Annotated in this window: 15 protein-coding genes and 2 tRNA genes; 10 read left to right on the top strand and 7 right to left on the bottom strand. The window is 70.4% G+C overall.

Translation table 11 applies throughout. From position 1 onward, the window contains the following. Window positions 1-80: 80 nt before the first annotated feature. Both ADK41_RS31160 and ADK41_RS31155 read right to left on the bottom strand, forming a co-directional pair. A tRNA-Gly gene (locus tag ADK41_RS31160) sits at window positions 81-152 on the bottom strand. Window positions 153-288: 136 nt separating this feature from the next. Then, window positions 289-606, bottom strand: coding sequence for a histone-like nucleoid-structuring protein Lsr2 (locus tag ADK41_RS31155; RefSeq protein WP_030820411.1), 318 nt, complete (start codon window positions 604-606; stop codon window positions 289-291). A gap of 352 nt (window positions 607-958) precedes the next feature. On the opposite strand from ADK41_RS31155, the gene purS reads away from it, so the two are divergent. The 8 genes from purS (at window position 959) to purM (ending at window position 9,871) form a co-directional block, all read left to right on the top strand. Further along, window positions 959-1,222, top strand: coding sequence for a phosphoribosylformylglycinamidine synthase subunit PurS (gene purS, locus ADK41_RS31150; RefSeq protein ID WP_030820412.1), 264 nt, complete (start codon window positions 959-961; stop codon window positions 1,220-1,222). Beyond that, the gene (purQ, locus tag ADK41_RS31145) at window positions 1,219-1,923 is read left to right on the top strand and encodes a phosphoribosylformylglycinamidine synthase subunit PurQ (protein WP_030820413.1); all 705 of its coding nucleotides are present in this window, start codon (window positions 1,219-1,221) and stop codon (window positions 1,921-1,923) included. The genes purS and purQ overlap by 4 nt, the downstream gene beginning before the upstream one ends. Further along, window positions 1,920-4,178: a phosphoribosylformylglycinamidine synthase subunit PurL gene (gene purL, locus ADK41_RS31140; RefSeq protein WP_037803497.1), complete on the top strand. Its 2,259-nt coding sequence runs from the start codon at window positions 1,920-1,922 to the stop codon at window positions 4,176-4,178. Before purQ ends, purL begins: the two co-directional genes overlap by 4 nt. 137 nt (window positions 4,179-4,315) lie before the next feature. Then, window positions 4,316-5,539, top strand: a complete 1,224-nt coding sequence (locus ADK41_RS31135; RefSeq protein ID WP_030820414.1) for a hypothetical protein — start codon at window positions 4,316-4,318, stop codon at window positions 5,537-5,539. A 9-nt stretch (window positions 5,540-5,548) separates the two neighbouring features. Continuing rightward, a complete protein-coding gene (locus ADK41_RS31130; protein ID WP_030820415.1) occupies window positions 5,549-6,346 on the top strand; it encodes a maleylpyruvate isomerase family mycothiol-dependent enzyme in 798 nt (265 codons plus the stop codon). Between the two features lie 49 nt (window positions 6,347-6,395). After that, window positions 6,396-7,181: an META domain-containing protein gene (locus ADK41_RS31125; protein WP_030820416.1), complete on the top strand. Its 786-nt coding sequence runs from the start codon at window positions 6,396-6,398 to the stop codon at window positions 7,179-7,181. Between the two features lie 62 nt (window positions 7,182-7,243). After that, a complete protein-coding gene (gene purF / locus ADK41_RS31120) occupies window positions 7,244-8,770 on the top strand; it encodes an amidophosphoribosyltransferase (RefSeq protein WP_030820417.1) in 1,527 nt (508 codons plus the stop codon). Window positions 8,771-8,803: 33 nt separating this feature from the next. Further along, window positions 8,804-9,871, top strand: a complete 1,068-nt coding sequence (gene purM, locus ADK41_RS31115) for a phosphoribosylformylglycinamidine cyclo-ligase (RefSeq protein ID WP_030820418.1) — start codon at window positions 8,804-8,806, stop codon at window positions 9,869-9,871. A 127-nt stretch (window positions 9,872-9,998) separates the two neighbouring features. On the opposite strand, the gene ADK41_RS31110 is transcribed toward purM, so the two are convergent. After that, complete coding sequence (locus ADK41_RS31110; protein WP_030820419.1) at window positions 9,999-10,247, bottom strand: DUF3073 domain-containing protein; 249 nt, start codon at window positions 10,245-10,247, stop codon at window positions 9,999-10,001. Between the two features lie 318 nt (window positions 10,248-10,565). Then, complete coding sequence (locus ADK41_RS31105; RefSeq protein WP_030820420.1) at window positions 10,566-11,654, bottom strand: Leu/Phe/Val dehydrogenase; 1,089 nt, start codon at window positions 11,652-11,654, stop codon at window positions 10,566-10,568. A 220-nt stretch (window positions 11,655-11,874) separates the two neighbouring features. On the opposite strand from ADK41_RS31105, the gene ADK41_RS31100 reads away from it, so the two are divergent. After that, window positions 11,875-12,717 carry a hypothetical protein gene (locus ADK41_RS31100; RefSeq protein ID WP_030820422.1) on the top strand — a complete coding sequence of 281 codons (843 nt, stop codon included), beginning with the start codon at window positions 11,875-11,877 and terminating at the stop codon, window positions 12,715-12,717. Between the two features lie 539 nt (window positions 12,718-13,256). Continuing rightward, window positions 13,257-13,463: a developmental transcriptional regulator BldC gene (gene bldC / locus ADK41_RS31095; RefSeq protein WP_003949541.1), complete on the top strand. Its 207-nt coding sequence runs from the start codon at window positions 13,257-13,259 to the stop codon at window positions 13,461-13,463. A gap of 450 nt (window positions 13,464-13,913) precedes the next feature. Here bldC and ADK41_RS43610 read toward each other — a convergent pair whose 3' ends face one another. The 3 genes from ADK41_RS43610 to hrpA all read right to left on the bottom strand — a co-directional run bounded on the left by ADK41_RS43610 (window position 13,914) and on the right by hrpA (window position 18,732). After that, complete coding sequence (locus ADK41_RS43610) at window positions 13,914-14,111, bottom strand: DUF6274 family protein (protein WP_078661809.1); 198 nt, start codon at window positions 14,109-14,111, stop codon at window positions 13,914-13,916. Between the two features lie 446 nt (window positions 14,112-14,557). Next, window positions 14,558-14,632: transfer RNA gene (locus ADK41_RS31090), tRNA-Asp, on the bottom strand. A gap of 119 nt (window positions 14,633-14,751) precedes the next feature. Continuing rightward, complete coding sequence (gene hrpA, locus ADK41_RS31085; RefSeq protein WP_030820424.1) at window positions 14,752-18,732, bottom strand: ATP-dependent RNA helicase HrpA; 3,981 nt, start codon at window positions 18,730-18,732, stop codon at window positions 14,752-14,754. Window positions 18,733-18,819: the final 87 nt, after the last annotated feature.

Genomic DNA, 18,819 nt, shown 5'->3' with positions numbered 1-18,819 from the left:
ATTGCCTCCGACCGGCTCTCACCGATCGGCGCGTTCACCAGCCTACCTGATCCACAGCGGTGGTCGGTACGGCGGTGCAGAGCGGGTGACAGGAATTGCACACTGCGCCTTCCCCCTGGAAGGGGGATGTTCTACTACTGAACTACACCCGCAAGTACTCCGTGAGCCGGGCCTTTCGGCCTCGCCCCTCGGCGTGCTCCAGACTCTAGCTGATCAGCGGGGGTGCTGCGCAAGTCGGTTGCCGAGGGGGACGGGTGACCGGCCGTCGGGGCGGGTCACCCGGACGGCTCACCGCGCCGCGGCGAACGCCTCGTAGACCTTCTTGGGGATCCGCCCGCGCGCGGGGACGTCCATCCGGTTCGCCTGCGCCCAGGCGCGCACGGCGGCCGGGTCCGGGGCGACCTCCGTCTGCCGGTACGCCTTGCCGGAGCGCGACCGCTTGCGGCCGGCGTCCACGTAGGGCTCGAGGGCCGCACGCAGCTTCCTGGCATTGGCTTCGTTGAGGTCGATCTCGTACGACGTGCCGTCCAGACCGAAGGCGATCGTTTCCGCCGCTTCCGAGCCGTCGATGTCGTCAAAGAGAGTGACCACGACCTTCTGCGCCACGAATATCGGTCCCTTCGTGCGACACCTCTCGTCCGGACGTCCGTGATGACGTGCCGGGACATCGCCGAGATGTCGGCTGTCCGCCTGTAATCGGGCAAAGTATCTGCTAATGACAATTCATTTGTACAGTGCCCGGCATTGCATTGTGAAGCCCGACTAAATCTCCCCGCGTGTCCGGGACGCAATAGAGATGTGCGAGTGAACGGGGATCTTTCCCGGATCTTTTCCCTGACGTCTCCGACGATGCCGAATCGTGATGGCGGTCACGTAGATTCCTCCAACTCTACTCGCGTAGAAATTTTGTGCGGGTAGTCTGAAGGAACCTGCTCAGCACCACACACCGGGAGTGCCAGTGGCACGCGTCGTAGTCGACGTCATGCTCAAGCCGGAGATCCTCGACCCCCAGGGCCAGGCGGTGCAGCGCGCACTGCCGCGACTGGGTTTCGAAGGGATCTCGGACGTCCGCCAGGGAAAGCGATTCGAACTGGAAGTTGACGGGCCGGTCGACGAGGCCGCGCTCGCCCGTATCCACGATCTTGCGGAATCCTTCCTCGCCAACACCGTGATCGAGGACTTCACCGTACGGGTCGAGAACGTCGCGGAGGCCGCGAAGTGACCGCTCGTATCGGCGTCGTCACTTTCCCGGGCAGCCTGGACGACCGGGACACCCGGCGCGCGATCCGCGTCGCCGGCGCCGAGCCCGTCGCCCTCTGGCACAAGGACAAGGACCTCAAGCAGGTCGACGCCGTGGTGCTCTGCGGCGGCTTCAGTTACGGCGACTACCTGCGCGCCGGCGCCATCGCGCGCTTCTCGCCGGTGATGGACACCGTCATCGACCAGGCCAGGGCGGGCATGCCCGTGCTCGGCATCTGCAACGGCTTCCAGATCCTCACCGAGGCGCACCTGCTCCCCGGCGGCATGCTGGGCAATGACCACCTGCACTTCATCTGCCGCGACCAGAAGCTGCGGGTGGAGAACGCGGACACCGCCTGGACCACCGACTACACGGCCGGCCAGGAGATCCACATCCCGCTGAAGAACATGGACGGCCGCTACGTCGCCGACCGGCGGACGCTGGACGAGCTGGAGGCCGAGGGCCGGGTCGCCTTCCGCTACGTGGTCCGCGGCGAAGCCGCTGATGGATGCGGTAACCCCAACGGCTCGCTCAACGACATCGCCGGCATCACCAACGCCGCCGGCAACGTCGTCGGCCTGATGCCGCACCCCGAGCACGCCGTCGAGCCGCTGATCGGTACGGGCCGTACCGACGGCCTGCCGTTCTTCACCTCGATCCTCAAGAAGCTGGTCAACGCATGAGCCGGACGCCTCTGGACACGGTCGAGCACGCGGCCGCGACCCCCGACGTCGAGCTGCCCTGGGCCGAGCTGGGCCTGAAGAAGGACGAGTACGAGCGGGTGGTGGAGATCCTCGGCCGCCGCCCGACCGGCGCCGAACTCGCCATGTACTCCGTCATGTGGTCCGAGCACTGCTCGTACAAGAGCAGCAAGGTCCACCTCCGCCAGTTCGGCGAGAAGGCCCCCGAGTCCGACGCCCTCCTCGTCGGCATCGGCGAGAACGCCGGTGTCGTCGACGTCGGCCAGGGCTACGCGGTCACCTTCAAGGTCGAGTCGCACAACCACCCCTCCTACGTCGAGCCCTACCAGGGCGCGGCCACGGGCGTCGGCGGCATCGTCCGCGACATCATCGCCATGGGCGCCCGCCCGGTCGCCGTCGTGGACCCCCTGCGCTTCGGCGCCGCGGACCACCCCGACACCAAGCGCGTCCTGCCGGGCGTCGTCGCCGGCATCGGCGGCTACGGCAACTGCCTGGGCCTGCCCAACATCGGCGGCGAGGTCGTCTTCGACGCCTGCTACCAGGGCAACCCGCTGGTCAACGCCGGTGCCATCGGCGTCATGCGGCACGAGGACATCCACCTCGCGAAGGCGTCCGGCGCGGGCAACAAGGTCATCCTGTACGGCGCCCGGACCGGCGGCGACGGCATCGGCGGCGCCTCGATCCTGGCCTCCGAGACCTTCGACGACGCCAAGCCCTCCAAGCGCCCCGCCGTCCAGGTCGGCGACCCCTTCCAGGAGAAGCTCCTCATCGAGTGCACCCTGGAGGCGTTCCGGGAGAAGCTGGTCGTCGGCATCCAGGACCTCGGCGCGGCCGGCCTGTCCTGCGCCACGTCCGAGCTGGCCTCCAACGGCTCCGGCGGCATGCGCGTCACCCTCGACGACGTCCCCCTGCGCGACTCGACGCTCTCCCCCGAGGAGATCCTCATGAGCGAGTCGCAGGAGCGCATGTGCGCGGTCGTCGAGCCCGACAAGGTCGACCGCTTCCTCGAGATCTGCGACAAGTGGGACGTCATCGCCACCGTCATCGGCGAGGTGACCGACGGCGACCGGCTGGAGATCTTCTGGCACGGCGGCAAGATCGTCGACGTCGACCCGCGCACGGTCGCCCACGACGGCCCGGTCTACGAGCGCCCCTACGCCCGCCCGTCCTGGCAGGACGAGCTCCAGGCGGACGACGCGAACAAGCTGCCGCGCCCGGAGACGGGCGAGGAGCTGAAGGACCAGGTCCTCAAGCTGGTCGGTTCGCCCAACCAGGCCTCCAAGCAGTGGATCACCCAGCAGTACGACCGCTTCGTGCAGGGCAACACCGTCCTCGCCCAGCCCGAGGACTCCGGCATGATCCGCATCGACGAGGCGTCCGGCCTCGGCGTCGCGATCGCCACCGACGGCAACGGCCGCTACGCCAAGCTCGACCCGTACGCGGGCGCGCAGCTGGCCCTCGCGGAGGCGTACCGCAACGTCGCCACCACCGGCGCCAAGCCCCTCGCGGTCTCCGACTGCCTGAACTTCGGCTCGCCCGAGGACCCGGCCGTCATGTGGCAGTTCGCGGAGGCCGTACGCGGCCTGGCGGACGGCTGCCTGCAGCTCGGCACCCCGGTGACCGGCGGCAACGTCTCGCTGTACAACCAGACCGGCGAGGCCGCCATCCACCCGACCCCGGTGGTCGCGGTCCTCGGCGTCATCGACGACGTGGCCCGCCGCACGCCGGCCGCCTTCCAGGAGGACGGCCACCTGCTGTACCTCCTCGGCGACACCCGCGAGGAGTTCGGCGGCTCGGCCTGGTCGCAGGTCGTCCACGACCACCTCGGCGGCCTGCCGCCCAAGGTCGACCTGGAGCGCGAGCGCCTGCTCGCCGAGATCCTGATCTCCGCGTCCCGCGACGGCATGATCGACTCCGCGCACGACCTGTCGGACGGCGGTCTGGTCCAGGCCGTGGTCGAGTCGGCGCTGCTGGGGGGGAAGGGCGCGCGCCTGGTCGTCCCGGACGGGCTCGACGCCTTCACCTTCCTGTTCTCCGAGTCGGCGGGGCGCGCGGTCGTCGCCGTGCCGCGCTCGGAGGAGGTCCGCTTCACCGACATGTGCGGCGCGCGCGGCCTCCCGGCCACCCGCGTCGGCGTCGTCGACGGCGACACGGTGGAGGTCCAGGGCGAGTTCGCCCTCACCCTCACCGAGCTGCGCGAGGCACACGAGGCCACGATCCCGGCCCTGCTGGCCTGACCGGCACGGGCGTACGCCGACGGTGACCCCGCACGACACCGTGCGGGGTCACCGCCGTGAAGTACCGGCGCCCGTCGCCGCTCATGTCGACGGGCCGCGGGAGGGGAACCGGGGGAACGGTGGGGACACCGAGCACTGTGCGCAAGTCCGTGAACGTGCTGCTCTGTCTGGCGGCCGTCGTGGCCATCGGCTGGTGCGGGCGGGACCTCTGGCAGATGGTCGACGGCCGACGGCAGATCGACGCTGCCTGCGCGGGCCTCGTCCCGGCCGGACGGGTGCTGTCCCTGTCCCCGGCGGGCGGCGCCCTCACCCACCGCTCCTCCGAGGAAGGCACGATCGACCTCGACGACGGGCTGCCGCAGGACTGCGAGGTCTTCAGCACCGAGGCGGGCGAGGCGTACGGCACGAGGACCGGGGAGCGCTGGTTCTTCACCGGCGCGGTGGGCGTCCTGCCGGCGGACGGACCCCGGGTCGCCGACCACCCGATGGAAGTACTCCTCGATCCCCACGGCGGTCCGACCCACCCGTACCAGCCGCTCGGCGGCGGCATCACGGGCATCGTCACGGACTCCGGGGTCGTCGTCGAGCTCCCGTGCGCCGGGGGCGAGGCGGACGGGCGACCCGTCACCGCCCTGTGGGCGCGGGCCGAGCTGATGGTCACCAAGCCGCCCTTCTCGGAGAACGGCCAGCTCACCGACCACGACCGGGACGTCCTCGCCGAGACCGCCGTGACCACCGCCAACAACCTCGCGGGCCGGCTGGGCTGCGCCGACCGGCTGCCCGACCCGCCGGAGGACGTCCCCGCGCTGCCCGAGGGGCCCGTCCCGGCCTCCCGCGCCGAGGGCACCTGTGCCTGGTACCGCGAGGCCGGCTTCGCCCGAAGCAGCCGGTTCCCGGACCAGGTTCTCCAGAGCCGCACGGACGACCGGCTCTGGGACGAGCGGTGCGTCCTCGTGCTCGGCCCCGAGCGCGCGGCCGGCCTCTATCACGCCGAGGTCGAAGACCACTCCCACCTCACCCGGCCGACGATGCCGGGCCAGTGGTTCGTCTCCCTCCACACCTACTCCGGGGAGAGGGCGAAGAACGTCCTGCTCACCAGCGCCCACGGTGACGAGACGCCGGAACCCGCCGAGCCCGGCGAGGCGGGCCGCAGCAGCGAGGATCCGGTCTGGTGGGCGTCCTCCGTCTGCGCCGGACAGCCGCAGATCCACACCATGACCCTCGCCCACGGCTACGACAAGGTGATCTCGTCCGAGATCGAGAAGGCCTTCCGCGCCTACGTCACCGACGTCACCGAGCGCCGACACTGCACGGACGTCGTCCTCCCGAAGCCCTCCGACTTCCCCTTCCGGCCCGCATAGGCTCACCCCATGCCCCCGGCCAAGAAGCGCGCCCGTTCCTACGACCCCGCCAAGACCCGTGCCGCCGTGCTGGCGCAGTTCGGGAACGTACGGGCGGCCGTGCGCACCCTCGACCCCGGACAGCTCGCGCTGCCGACCCGGCTCGGCGACTGGACCGTACGGGAGCTGGTGGCGCACATCGGGACGGCGCTGACGGCCGTGGACCGGCTGCTGGAGGAGCCCGAGCCCGCGCGGCAGGACGGGCGGCTGGCCGACTGGCCGTCCGCCGTCGCCGCCGACGCGGACGCCGTCGCCGGCGCCGCCCGCCGGCTCGCGGCGGACCACCCCGACCTCGACGCCCACCTCGCGGACGCCGAGCGGCGCTTCACCGCCCGCCTCGACGAGGCCCCCGGCGGCCGGCTGCTCCCCACCGGCGCGGGCGCGCTGCCGCTGGCCGACTACGTCGTCACCCGCACCGTCGAGCTCGTCGTGCACACCGACGACCTGAACGCCGCCGTCCCCGGCCTCGACGTCCCGTACGACCGTCGGGCCCTGGCCGCCTGCACCCGGCTGCTGGCCGACGCGCTCGCCGTGAAGGCCCCCGGCGGCTCCACGGAGGTGCGGATCCCGCCGTACGCGGTCGTGCAGTGCGTGGAGGGGCCGAGGCACACCCGGGGCACTCCGCCGAACGTCGTCGAGACCGACCCGCTGACCTGGATCCGGCTGGCCGGCGGACGGACGGCCTGGCAGGACGCGGTGACCGACGCGAAGGTGAGCGCCAGTGGGGAACGGGCGGACCTCGGACCGTACCTGCCGCTGCTGGGATGAGTCCGGGGCGCGAGGGGAACCACTCGCTCCCCGCCCCCGTCGAATCGGCATGTACAGGCAGAAGCACCAGCAGCGCATGACCCTGACGGCCCTCGCCGTGCTCGTCGTCCCGCTCGCGGCGGCCTGTGGCAGCGAGAAGGCGGGCGCCGGCAGTGACACCGCCGAGGCGGAGCAGCCGGTCACCGGCGTCCGCTGGAGCATCGACGGCCTCACCGCCGACGGCACCGCCCACCGCGCCCCCGACGGGGCGCACCTCACCCTCGACGACAACGGCCGGGCCGAGGGCGGCTACGGCTGCAACACCTTCAGCGCCGACGCCGTCGTCGACGGCGACCGGATCACGCTCAGCGACACCACGTCCACCGAGATGGCCTGCGACGACACGTCCATGGACGTCGAACGGGCCCTCTCCCGCACGCTCTCCGACAGCGCCCTGACGTCCGAGGTGGACGACGGCCGCCTCACCCTCACCAACGGGTCCGGCGACACCGTGCGCCTGAGCCGGACCGAGGACAGCCCGCTGTACGGCACCAAGTGGACCGTCACCACGCCCGCCGTCGACGGGCGCGCCCACCTCACCTTCGACCGGAAGGAGGGCACCGTCTCCGGCCGCCTCGGCTGCAACCGGGTGAACGCCGACGCCACCGTGCGCGACGGCCATATCACCCTCGGCGCGCCGGCCTTGACCCGGATGATGTGCGAAGACTCACTCATGGACGGCGAGAAGGCGCTGACGAAGCTGTTCAACGGCACCGCGGACTACGCGATCGACGGCCGGACCCTCACGCTGACCAGCGAAAACGGCACCAGTGTGCGGGCCGTCGCCGAACGCTGATCCACCACCGGGGCCGTATCCCGCATTCGGACCAGTGGTCGATCTCGCCTACACTCGGTGGCGTGCCACGTGGTGACGGACGACTCAACCACGACCTGCTCCCCGGCGAGAAGGGCCCCCAGGACGCTTGTGGCGTCTTCGGTGTCTGGGCTCCGGGCGAAGAGGTCGCCAAGCTCACGTACTTCGGGCTCTACGCCCTCCAGCATCGGGGCCAGGAATCCGCGGGAATCGCGGTCAGCAACGGCTCCCAGATCCTCGTCTTCAAGGACATGGGCCTGGTCTCCCAGGTCTTCGACGAGACCTCTCTCGGTTCGCTCCAGGGTCATATCGCGGTCGGACACGCCCGCTACTCGACCACCGGCGCCTCCGTGTGGGAGAACGCCCAGCCGACGTTCCGCGCCACCGCGCACGGATCCATCGCGCTCGGCCACAACGGCAACCTGGTCAACACGGCGCAGCTCGCCGAGATGGTCTCCGAACTCCCCAAGGAGAACGGCCGCGCCCCCAAGGTGGCGGCCACCAACGACACCGACCTGATCACCGCCCTGCTGGCCGGCCAGCGCGCCGCCGACGGCGAGCCGGTGACCGTGGAGCAGGCCGCGCACGCGGTCCTCCCCAAGGTCAGGGGCGCCTTCAGCCTCGTCTTCATGGACGAGAACACCCTGTACGCGGCCCGCGACCCGCAGGGCATCCGCCCGCTGGTCCTCGGCCGCCTGGAGCGCGGCTGGGTCGTCGCCTCCGAGTCCGCCGCCCTCGACATCTGCGGCGCGAGCTTCGTGCGCGAGATCGAGCCGGGCGAGTTCGTCGCCATCGACCAGAACGGACTGCGCACCTCCCGGTTCGCGGAAGCGAAGCCCAAGGGCTGTGTCTTCGAGTACGTGTACCTGGCCCGCCCGGACACCGACATCGCCGGCCGGAACGTGTACCTCTCGCGCGTCGAGATGGGCCGCAAGCTCGCGAAGGAAGCCCCGGTCGAGGCCGACCTGGTCATAGCGACCCCGGAGTCCGGCACTCCGGCCGCCATCGGCTACGCGGAGGCGTCCGGCATCCCCTTCGGCGCCGGCCTGGTCAAGAACGCGTACGTCGGACGTACGTTCATCCAGCCCTCGCAGACCATCCGGCAGCTCGGCATCCGCCTGAAGCTGAACCCGCTCAAGGAAGTCATCAAGGGCAAGCGCCTGGTCGTCGTCGACGACTCGATCGTGCGCGGCAACACCCAGCGCGCCCTGGTCCGCATGCTCCGCGAGGCGGGCGCCGCCGAGGTCCACATCCGGATCTCCTCGCCGCCCGTGAAGTGGCCCTGCTTCTTCGGCATCGACTTCGCCACCCGCGCCGAGCTCATCGCCAACGGCATGAGCATCGACGAGATCGGCACCTCGCTGGGCGCCGACTCCCTGTCGTACATCTCCATCGACGGCATGATCGAGGCGACCACCATCGCCAAGCCGAACCTGTGCCGCGCCTGCTTCGACGGCGAGTACCCGATGGAGCTGCCCGACCCCGAGCTCCTCGGCAAGCAGCTCCTGGAGACCGAGCTGGCCGCCGGCACCGCCGCCCCGGCCTCGGTCGACGCGATCCGCCGCCCGTAAGCCCTGACGGACGACACGAAAGCTCTCACAGTCATGTCCCAGAACACTGGTGCCAGCTACGCAGCGGCGGGCGTCGACATCGAGGCGGGCGACCGCGCCGTCGAGCTGATGAAGGAGTGGGTGAAGAAGACGCGGCGCCCCGAGGTCCTCGGCGGCCTCGGCGGATTCGCCGGCCTCTTCGACGCCTCCGCCCTGAAGAACTACGAGCGGCCCCTGCTCGCCTCCGCCACGGACGGTGTCGGCACCAAGGTCGACATCGCGCGGCAGATGGGCGTCTACGACTCCATCGGCCACGACCTGGTCGCCATGGTCATGGACGACATCGTGGTGTGCGGCGCCGAGCCGCTCTTCATGACCGACTACATCTGTGTCGGCAAGGTCCACCCCGAGCGTGTCGCCGCCCTCGTCAAGGGCATCGCGGAGGGCTGCGTGCTGGCCGGATGCGCCCTGGTCGGCGGCGAGACGGCCGAACACCCCGGCCTGCTGGGTCCGGACGACTTCGACGTCGCCGGGGCCGGCACGGGCGTCGTGGAGGCCGACCGGCTGCTCGGCGCGGACCGCGTCCGCACGGGTGACGCGGTGATCGCCATGGCGTCCTCCGGACTTCACTCCAACGGCTACTCCCTCGTCCGCCACGTGCTGCTGGACCGCGCGGGGCTCGCCCTGGGCGCCCGGATCGACGAGCTGGGCCGCACCCTCGGCGAGGAGCTCCTGGAGCCCACCAGGATCTACTCGCTGGACTGCCTGGCCCTGCTCCGCACCACCGAGGTGCACGCGTTCAGCCACGTCACCGGCGGCGGACTCGCGGCCAACCTGGCCCGTGTGATCCCCGACGGACTGCACGCGACCGTGAACCGCTCCACCTGGACCCCCGCACCGGTGTTCGACCTGGTCGGCCGGACCGGTTCGGTCGAGCGGCTGGAGCTGGAGAAGACGCTGAACATGGGCGTCGGCATGATCGCGATCGTGCCGCAGGAGTCCGTCGACGTGGCGCTGGCGACGCTGGCCGACCGCGGGGTGGACGCCTGGGTGGCCGGTGAGATCACCGACCGTGGCGAGCACACCACGGGCGCGGCCCTCGTCGGTGACTACGCGAAGTGAGCGACGGCGTGCCGCCCGCACGGTGAACGTGCGGGCGGTGCCCGGGCGGCCGGTGCCGCCGGAGCAGCCGAGGCAGCACTAAACCCGGTCGGTGACCGGAGTCACCGACCGGGCTGGTGTCGCAAGGTCAAGCGCCGCGGCGCTGTTGCGAGGACGGGTCACCCTCGTCCTCGTCGTCGTCCTCATAGAGGTCGGCGTACCGTGCGTACAGGTCGTCGTCTTGCTCATCGTCCTCGAAACGCTCACCATTCGGTGGCTGGTTCGACGGCGATGCGCCCAGCTCCTCGGCCAGGCGGGAGAGATCAGTCCCACCGCTGTTGTACTTCAGCTGGCGGGCGACCTTCGTCTGCTTGGCCTTGGCCCGGCCGCGCCCCATGGCTCGACCCCCTCAACGACGGGGCTCGACGGCCCCAGAGTCTTGACACGCGTTCATGGTCCAGAACGGACTCTCATCGGAGAGTCCGGTCCGTAGGGCTTCCACGGTACCTGAGCCCACGCCCATACGGTACGTCGCCCGCATGACGTGCCCGCGCCCAGGACCTTCGAGGCGCCCCGTCCTCGCTGGTCAACCGCGATTTTAACCACTTCTCGGCGGCCGACCCGCCGGGAGAAGTGAGAGTTCTCTCCAAGTGCCCCCCGGCGGGTACCGCACACATGTACGAAGGTGCCCCGAGTCGGGACGTCCCCGTACGCGTCATCGCACCGGGCGCGCCTCCGCCATCCGCTGCTCGGCGATCCGGTCGGCCGCGGCGGCCGGCGGGATCCCGTCCTCCTTCGCACGTGCGAATATGGCGAGCGTGGTGTCGAAGATCCTGGACGCCTTCGCCTTGCACCGGTCGAAGTCGAAGCCGTGCAGCTCGTCGGCGACCTGGATGACGCCGCCCGCGTTCACCACGTAGTCCGGCGCGTAGAGGATCCCGCGGTCGGCGAGGTCCTTCTCCACGCCCGGGTGGGCGAGCTGGTTGTTGGCGGCGCCGCAGACCACCTTGGCGGTCAGCACCGGCACGCTGTGGTCGTTCAGCGCCCCGCCGAGCGCGCACGGGGCGTAGACGTCCAGGCCCTCGGTGCGGATCAGCGCCTCGGTGTCGGCGACGGCCGACACGCCCTGGGGGTGCCGGTCGAGGACCTGTCGCACGGCGTCCTCGCGCACGTCGGTGATCACGACCTCGGCGCCCTCGGCGCGCAGGTGCTCCACCAGGTGGTGGCCGACCTTGCCGACGCCGGCGACGCCGACCTTGCGGTCGCGCAGCGAGGGGTCGCCCCACAGGTGCTGGGCGGCGGCCCGCATGCCCTGGTAGACGCCGTAGGAGGTGAGCACGGAGGAGTCGCCCGCGCCGCCGTTCTCCGGGGAGCGGCCGGTGGTCCAGCGGCACTCGCGGGCCACGACGTCCATGTCGGCGACGTAGGTGCCGACGTCGCAGGCGGTGACGTACCGGCCGCCGAGCGAGGCGACGAACCGGCCGTAGGCCAGCAGCAGCTCCTCGGACTTGACCTGCTCCGGGTCGCCGATGATCACGGCCTTGCCGCCGCCGTGGTCGAGCCCGGCCATGGCGTTCTTGTACGACATCCCGCGCGCGAGGTTCAGCGCGTCGGCGACGGCCTCCCCCTCCGAGGCGTACGGGTAGAAGCGCGTACCGCCGAGGGCGGGGCCCAGCGCGGTGGAGTGGATGGCGATGACGGCCTTGAGGCCGGTGGCGCGGTCCTGGCAGAGCACGACTTGCTCATGGCCTCCCTGGTCCGAGCGGAACAGGGTGTGCAGGACGCCGTCAGATACGTCGGTCACTGTGGTGACTCCTGAGTAAGTAGCGGCGGGCGGGGTCGGCCCCCGTAGAGGTGGCGGGAGCTGTGGCACGAGATTAGATCCTCGGACGCCCGCCGGCGGTACCGTGACCCGGATCACCTCCGTCCGGAGTACCGCCGTGCGGCGGTTCGCGGGGATTTCCCACCCGTCCGGGCGGGGGCCCGGCAGGTTTTCGCGACGGTCCTCGGGGGAGGGAGCAGGCGTGCCCAAGGTGTCCTCGGTGATCGTCCCCTACGCGACCTACTTGCGCGTGTACGAACCGCTGACCGCCTTCCCGGAACCGGAACGCGGCCACTGGGCCCGTTACGCCCGCCGCCCCGACCGCCCCTCCCACCAGGACGAACTCCGCCGCTCCCTGGCCGACCTCGTGCCCACCCCGCCGGTGCCGGTGCCGGTGCACGAGAGCGACGACGCGTTCGTGCTGGAGGCCGACGGCGTGGTCCGCGTCTGCCCCTGGCGCACCCGGCTGCGCGGCTGGCGGGCCCTGGGCGAGCTGGCCGAGGACTTCCCGCCGCCGGTCCTGGACGCCCTCCTGCCCCCGGTCGTACGGCACCAGGCGACCCGGGACTACGAGCGCTGGCTGGCCGACCACCCCGACGCCCGGCCGTGGATCCGCACCGCGACCTGGCAGGTGCCGATCAACTGGTTCGTGCTGTTCGCGGACGACGAGCGGGAGTACGTCAAGGGCTCCGCCGACGAGGAACCCGCCCTGCGGTACCGGACCCCGATGGTCCAGGCCCGCCGGCGGGTGGCGCGGGGGCTGCGGGCGCTCAGGGAGGCCGTGGACGAGAGCCTGCTGATCGACGGACTCGTGGACGTCGGGCGCTGGCTGGAGGAGTTCCACCCGCGCTCGCTGGTCGAGCTGGACTACGGCGGACTGGTGCACGCCCTGCCGGCCGGCGCGCTCGAGGGCGACCGCTCGGCGGCGGACGTGGCCGAAGGGATCGCGGCGCTGCGCCGGGGCGACGAGGAGGGCGCCGGGGCGGCCTACGGGCGTCTCGTGGAGCGCTGGCGGTCGGTCCGCGACCTGCGTTCGGCGAACTGACGTTTGACCAAACGCCGTTCTTGGGGTTTCGTCTTCGCCCTGAGGTGCCTGAGGTTCTGTCAGTACGGGTCCGGGAACGGACGTAGGCGTCGATCCGGGCGTATGTCCCAAGCGCGTCAAGCGTGACGGACCGCACTTACACGCCCCTTGCGCCCCTTGCCCACCCTCATGCCAAAATAGGACAAGGAGTCCGGGGAGGACTCTTCCGTCCTGATGTGCTCGACTACGGGCGGAATCTCGGCAATGCATGCTTTGGGGGGTCTGGTGACTCCTGATCGCTGCTGTGACTGATCGTCACAGTGGCGTGACTGTCCGCTATGGCACGGTCCATCGGCTTCCGCGGCTGATGAACACCTGGGAGGGCAATTCCATCGGTTTGGCCGACGTGGCTGGACAGATGGTGTAGTTGTAGTGCCGAGGACAAGCCGTTCGTCCTATAACCGACTCGACTCGCGTCCGCCATTTCGGGCAACGCGGGTCAAGGTGCAGAATTTAGAGGAAAGAACCGAGAAGGTTCGGTTCTCCCGAGGAGGCCGCTCATGACCGCTCGCACCCCTGATGCCGAGCCGCTGCTGACCCCGGCTGAGGTCGCCACCATGTTCCGCGTCGACCCGAAGACGGTCACGCGCTGGGCGAAGGCAGGCAAGCTCACGTCGATCCGCACGCTCGGCGGGCACCGCCGCTACCGCGAAGCCGAGGTCCGCGCACTGCTCGCGGGCATTCCGCAGCAGCGCAGCGAGGCCTGAACCACCGCATGAACCGGGCACGACCGGCCGGTCCCCCACCGGCCGAGGCGCCCGGGAACCCTGGCTCCAAGCGACGCGGGGACTGCCCCAACAGGCCCCTCGCCCAAGCCGATCAGAGTTTTGCAGGCAGCTGAACAAGGGTGCGTCGTCGATCGCGCTGGACTCCGCCGAGTCCAGCGCGATCTTTTTTGTGCGCTCGTGTTTGTGCGTTCGTGGGGGACCGGCCCGGTCCCGTCGAGGTTCACGGGACGCTCCGTGCGCGGGCTTGTCGGACTCTGGGGACGAGTGGGGGATCACCTGTGCGCCGGCCGGCGCGGACCTCTCCGAGTGGTGCAATTGCACATATTAAATTGGCTTGTTGTAGGAGAGGTGTAAGTACCGCACTTCCTGAAACTCATGGGGTGACACCCGTCACATACTGGTTGGCTTGTTGAGCCTGCGGCATATGCGCTAGAGGGAACGGGCGTTGGGACCGAGGTGTTCCCCGGCCGGCCGGGAGGGGTCCGAGGGGCGGGGTACGGAGCCCGTCTCCCGTCGCAGGGGGCGGTGGTGGACGGGGCAGTGGCGGGTGAGGCGCCGGTACGACGACGCGGCCGACAGGTGTGCGCGGAGCGGCGCCCATGTCGCGTGCCCAGCCGATGTCGCCATACGCCACCTCCAGGAGGGCCACACGGGGCGGTGCCCTGCTTCTTGGAGTACCGGGGGCCCGACGGGTGCGTCAAGACGGCGGGGAGGACGCAGGGAGGCGTACAGCGCCCCGTCCACGCGCGGGAGTCCGGGGCCGGGGAGCGCGGCGCGCATGCGCAAGGCCCGCGTCGGCCGCGGGCCACCGGCCTTCCGGAACCGCCGTCCTGACGGGATGCGTTGTGTTCACGGCGGCCCCGCCGCGGGGCGCGGCCTCCGTCGCGGGCGTGTTCGCATGCGGAAGGGCCCTGTCCGTCGTGGGAGCGGGCTCTGCGTCGGCTGCGGTCCTGACGGGGTGTTGTGCTGTGGTCATGCGCGGCTCCGCGCGGGGCGCGGCCTTCGTCGCCCGTCGGCGTGCCCTCATGCGGAAGGCCCGCACCCCTCGCGGGGTGCGGGCCTTCTCCTTGCTGCGGTCCTGACGGGATTTGAACCCGCGGCCTCCACCTTGACAGGGTGGCGAGCACTCCAAACTGCTCCACAGGACCAGGTTTCGCGGCACTCACACGACGGAGTCGCATATTGGATTCCGTCTGCGTTGCGCTGCGAGAAGGACTCTACAGGAGGTGGAGCCCCCTGGTCGAACTCACCCTGCGTGCGGGTCCCGTCACGGCACCGCCGCGTCGATCGCCTTCACGATCCGCTTGTCCGACACCGGGTACGCCGTACCGAGCGCGTGGGCGAAGTAGCTGACCCGCAGCTCCTCGATCATCCAGCGGATGTCCAGCACCTGCCGCGGCACCGGCCGCCCCCGCGGCATCTGCTCCAGCAGCCACGCGTACTCGTCCCGCATCTCGTGGACCTTCGCCATGCGCGTGGTGTCCCGCTGCACGTTCGTCGGCATCTGCTGCAGGCGCCGGTCCGCGGCCACCAGATAGCGCATCAGGTCCGGCAGCCGCCGCAGTCCCGCCTCCGTCACGAAACCGGGCCGCACCAGCCCGTCCAGCTGCTCCCGTACGTCCCGCAGGTTGGGCAGCAGGGCGGGGCTCCGTACGCCCTTCAGACGGCGCTCACAGGCCTGCCACGCCGCCAGCACCTGCTGCACCTGACCCACCGCGCGGACCGTCGTGTCGACGATCTCCGCGCGGACCTTGTCGTACAGCTTCCGGTAGGACTCCTCGTCCCACACCGGACCGCCGAAGTCGGCGATCAGCCGGTCCGCCGCGGCCATCGCGCAGTCGTCGAACAGGGCCTGCACCGAACCGTGCGGATTGGCGGACAGCGCCAGCTTCTGCGCGTTCGTCAGCTTCTCGGAAGCGAACTTGGCGGGGTTCACCGGAATCCCCAGCAGGATCAGCCGGCGCGTGCCCTTCCACATCGCCTGCTCCTGCTCGGCCTCCGTGTCGAACAGCCGGACCGACACCGTGTCGCCGTCGTCGACCAGCGCCGGATACGCCTTCACCGGCTGACCGGCACGACGGGTCTCGAACACACGGGTGAGCGAGCCGATCGTCCAGTCCGTCAGCCCCCCGCGCTCCAGCGACTCGCCGCCCCGGCGCTGCGCCGTGGCGGCGGCCGCCTGGGAGAGCGCCTTGCGGGCCTTCGGCCGCAACTGGAGCTTGAGCGCCTCCAGGTCCTTGTCCTCGGCGATCCTGCGGCGCCGCTCGTCAACGATCCGGAACGTCACCTTCAAGTGGTCCGGGACGCGGGACCAGTCGAAGTCCTCCGCCTCGAAGGGCACCCCGACCATCCGCTTCAGCTCACGGGCCATCGTCACGGTCAGCGGCTCCTGCAGGGGTACCGCCCGCTCCAGGAACGCCTTCGCGTAGTTCGGCGCCGGCACGTAGTTCCGCCGGATCGGCTTGGGAAGCGAACGGATCAACTCCGTGACGACCTCCTCGCGCAGTCCCGGGATCTGCCAGTCGAAGCCCTCGTCCGTCACCTGGTTCAGCACCTGGAGCGGAACGTGGACCGTCACACCGTCGGCGTCCGCACCCGGCTCGAACTGGTACGTCACCCGGAACGTGAGCGGACCCTGCCGCCACGAGTCGGGGTAGTCGGCCTTGGTGACCGCCTCCGCCGACTCACGGATCAGCATCTCCCGCTCGAAGTCGAGGAAGTCCGGCTGCTCGTGCCGCTTGTGCTTCCACCACGAGTCGAAGTGCGCCCCCGACACCACGTGTTCGGGGATCCGCTGGTCGTAGAAGTCGAACAGGGTCTCGTCGTCGACCATGATGTCCCGGCGCCGGGCGCGGTGCTCCAGCTCCTCGACCTCGGTCAGCAGCTTCCGGTTGTCGGCGTAGAACTTGTGGTGCGTCCGCCAGTCGCCCTCGACCAGGGCGTTGCGGATGAACAGCTCCCGGGAGACCTCCGGGTCGATCCGGCCGTAGTTCACCTTGCGCTGCGCCACGATCGGCACGCCGTACAGCGTCACCTTCTCGTACGCCATCACGGCCGCCTGGTCCTTCTCCCAGTGCGGCTCGCTGTACGTGCGCTTGAGCAGGTGCTCCGCGAGCGGCTCCACCCACTCCGGCTCGATCTTCGCGTTGACCCGCGCCCACAGCCGGGACGTCTCCACCAGCTCGGCCGACATCACGAACCGCGGCGGCTTCTTGAACAGCGCCGAGCCGGGGAAGATCGCGAACTTGGCGTTCCGCGCGCCCAGGTACTCGTTGCGCCCGCCGTCCTTGCGGCCGGCGCCCGGACCGGAGTCCTTGGACTCCTTCACGTCCTTCATGCCGATGTGCGACAGCAGACCGGCCAGCAGGGAGACGTGGATCCGGTCCTCGGCGGCGTCCTCCTCGTTGAGGTGGATGCCCATCTGCTTGGCGACCGTGCGCAACTGCGTGTAGATGTCCTGCCACTCGCGGATCCGCAGGAAGTTCAGGTACTCCTGCTTGCACATCCGGCGGAACGACGACGAACCGCGCTCCTTCTGCTGCTCGCGGACGTACCGCCACAGGTTGAGGTACGCGAGGAAGTCGCTGGACTCGTCCCGGAACCGGGCGTGCTGCTGATCGGCCTGCGTCTGCTTGTCGGCGGGCCGCTCCCGCGGGTCCTGGATCGACAGCGCGGCCGCGATGACCATGACCTCGCGGACGCAGCCGTTCCTGTCCGCCTCCAGCACCATGCGGGCCAGCCGCGGGTCCACCGGCAGCTGCGCCAGCTTCCGCCCGGTCTGCGTCAGCCGCTTGCGGGGATCCTTCTGCGCCGCGTCGAGCGCGCCCAGCTCCTGGAGCAGCTGCACGCCGTCGCGGATGTTGCGGTGGTCCGGCGGGTCGATGAACGGGAACTTCTCGATCTCGCCCAGGCCGGCCGCCGTCATCTGCAGGATCACCGAGGCGAGGTTGGTACGCAGGATCTCCGCGTCCGTGAACTCCGGACGGGCCAGGAAGTCGTCCTCGCTGTACAGCCGGATGCAGACGCCGTCCGAGGTACGGCCGCAGCGGCCCTTGCGCTGGTTGGCGCTGGCCTGCGAGACGGGCTCGATCGGCAGCCGCTGCACCTTGGTGCGGTGGCTGTAGCGGGAGATGCGGGCGAACCCGGGATCGATGACGTACTTGATGCCCGGCACGGTCAGGGACGTCTCGGCCACGTTGGTCGCCAGGACGATCCGGCGGCCGCTGTGCTGCTGGAACACCCGGTGCTGCTCGGCGTGCGACAGCCGGGCGTACAGCGGCAGCACCTCGGTCGACCGGTACCGCTTCTTCGTCAGCGCGTCCGCCGTGTCCCGGATCTCCCGCTCACCGGAGAGGAACACCAGGATGTCGCCGGGCCCTTCCGCCATCAGCTCCTCGACGGCGTCCGTGATCGCGGTGATCTGATCGCGGTCGGCGTCCTCCGAGTCCTCCTCAAGCAGCGGCCGGTACCGCACCTCCACCGGATAGGTGCGCCCGCTGACCTCGATGATCGGCGCGTCCCCGAAGTGCCGGGAGAAACGCTCCGGGTCGATGGTCGCGGACGTGATGACGACCTTGAGGTCCGGCCGCTTCGGCAGCAGCTGCGCGAGGTAGCCGAGCAGGAAGTCGATGTTGAGCGACCGCTCGTGGGCCTCGTCGATGATGATCGTGTCGTAGGCGCGCAGCTCGCGGTCGGTCTGGATCTCGGCGAGCAGGATGCCGTCCGTCATCAGCTTGACGAAGGTGGCGTCCGGGTTCACCTGGTCGGTGAAGCGGACCTTCCAGCCGACGGCCTCGCCCAGCGGCGTGTCCAGCTCCTCCGCCACCCGCTCCGCGACCGTGCGCGCGGCGATCCGGCGGGGCTGCGTGTGCCCGATCATGCCCCGCACGCCCCGGCCCAGCTCCATGCAGATCTTCGGGATCTGCGTGGTCTTGCCGGAACCGGTCTCACCCGCGACGATCACCACCTGGTGATCACGGATCGCCTCGGCGATCGCGTCCTTCCTCTGGCTGACCGGCAGCTGCTCGGGGTACGTGACCGCGGGCACCCGGGCGCGCCGCCCGGCCATCCGTTCCTCGGCCCCGGCGACCTCCGCCTCGATCTCGGCGAGCACGGCGGCGCGGGCCTCGGGCTTGCGGATCTTGCGTGCGCCTTCGAGCCTGCGTCCGAGCCGGTGCGCGTCGCGCAGCGACAGTTCGGTGAGGCGGGAGGCGAGGGGGCCGAAAGCGGGGGCAGAGTGCGTAGACATACGGACTCCAGGATCTCATCCCGCGAAAATTCGCGGCCAATGATTTTGCCGGGGTGCGGGTGCGGGGACACACAACAAGGCCCCGAT

The organism is Streptomyces caelestis (assembly GCF_001279005.1).
Classification (GTDB): Bacteria; Actinomycetota; Actinomycetes; order Streptomycetales; family Streptomycetaceae; genus Streptomyces; species Streptomyces heliomycini.
This window is presented reverse-complemented; position numbering and strand designations above follow the sequence as displayed.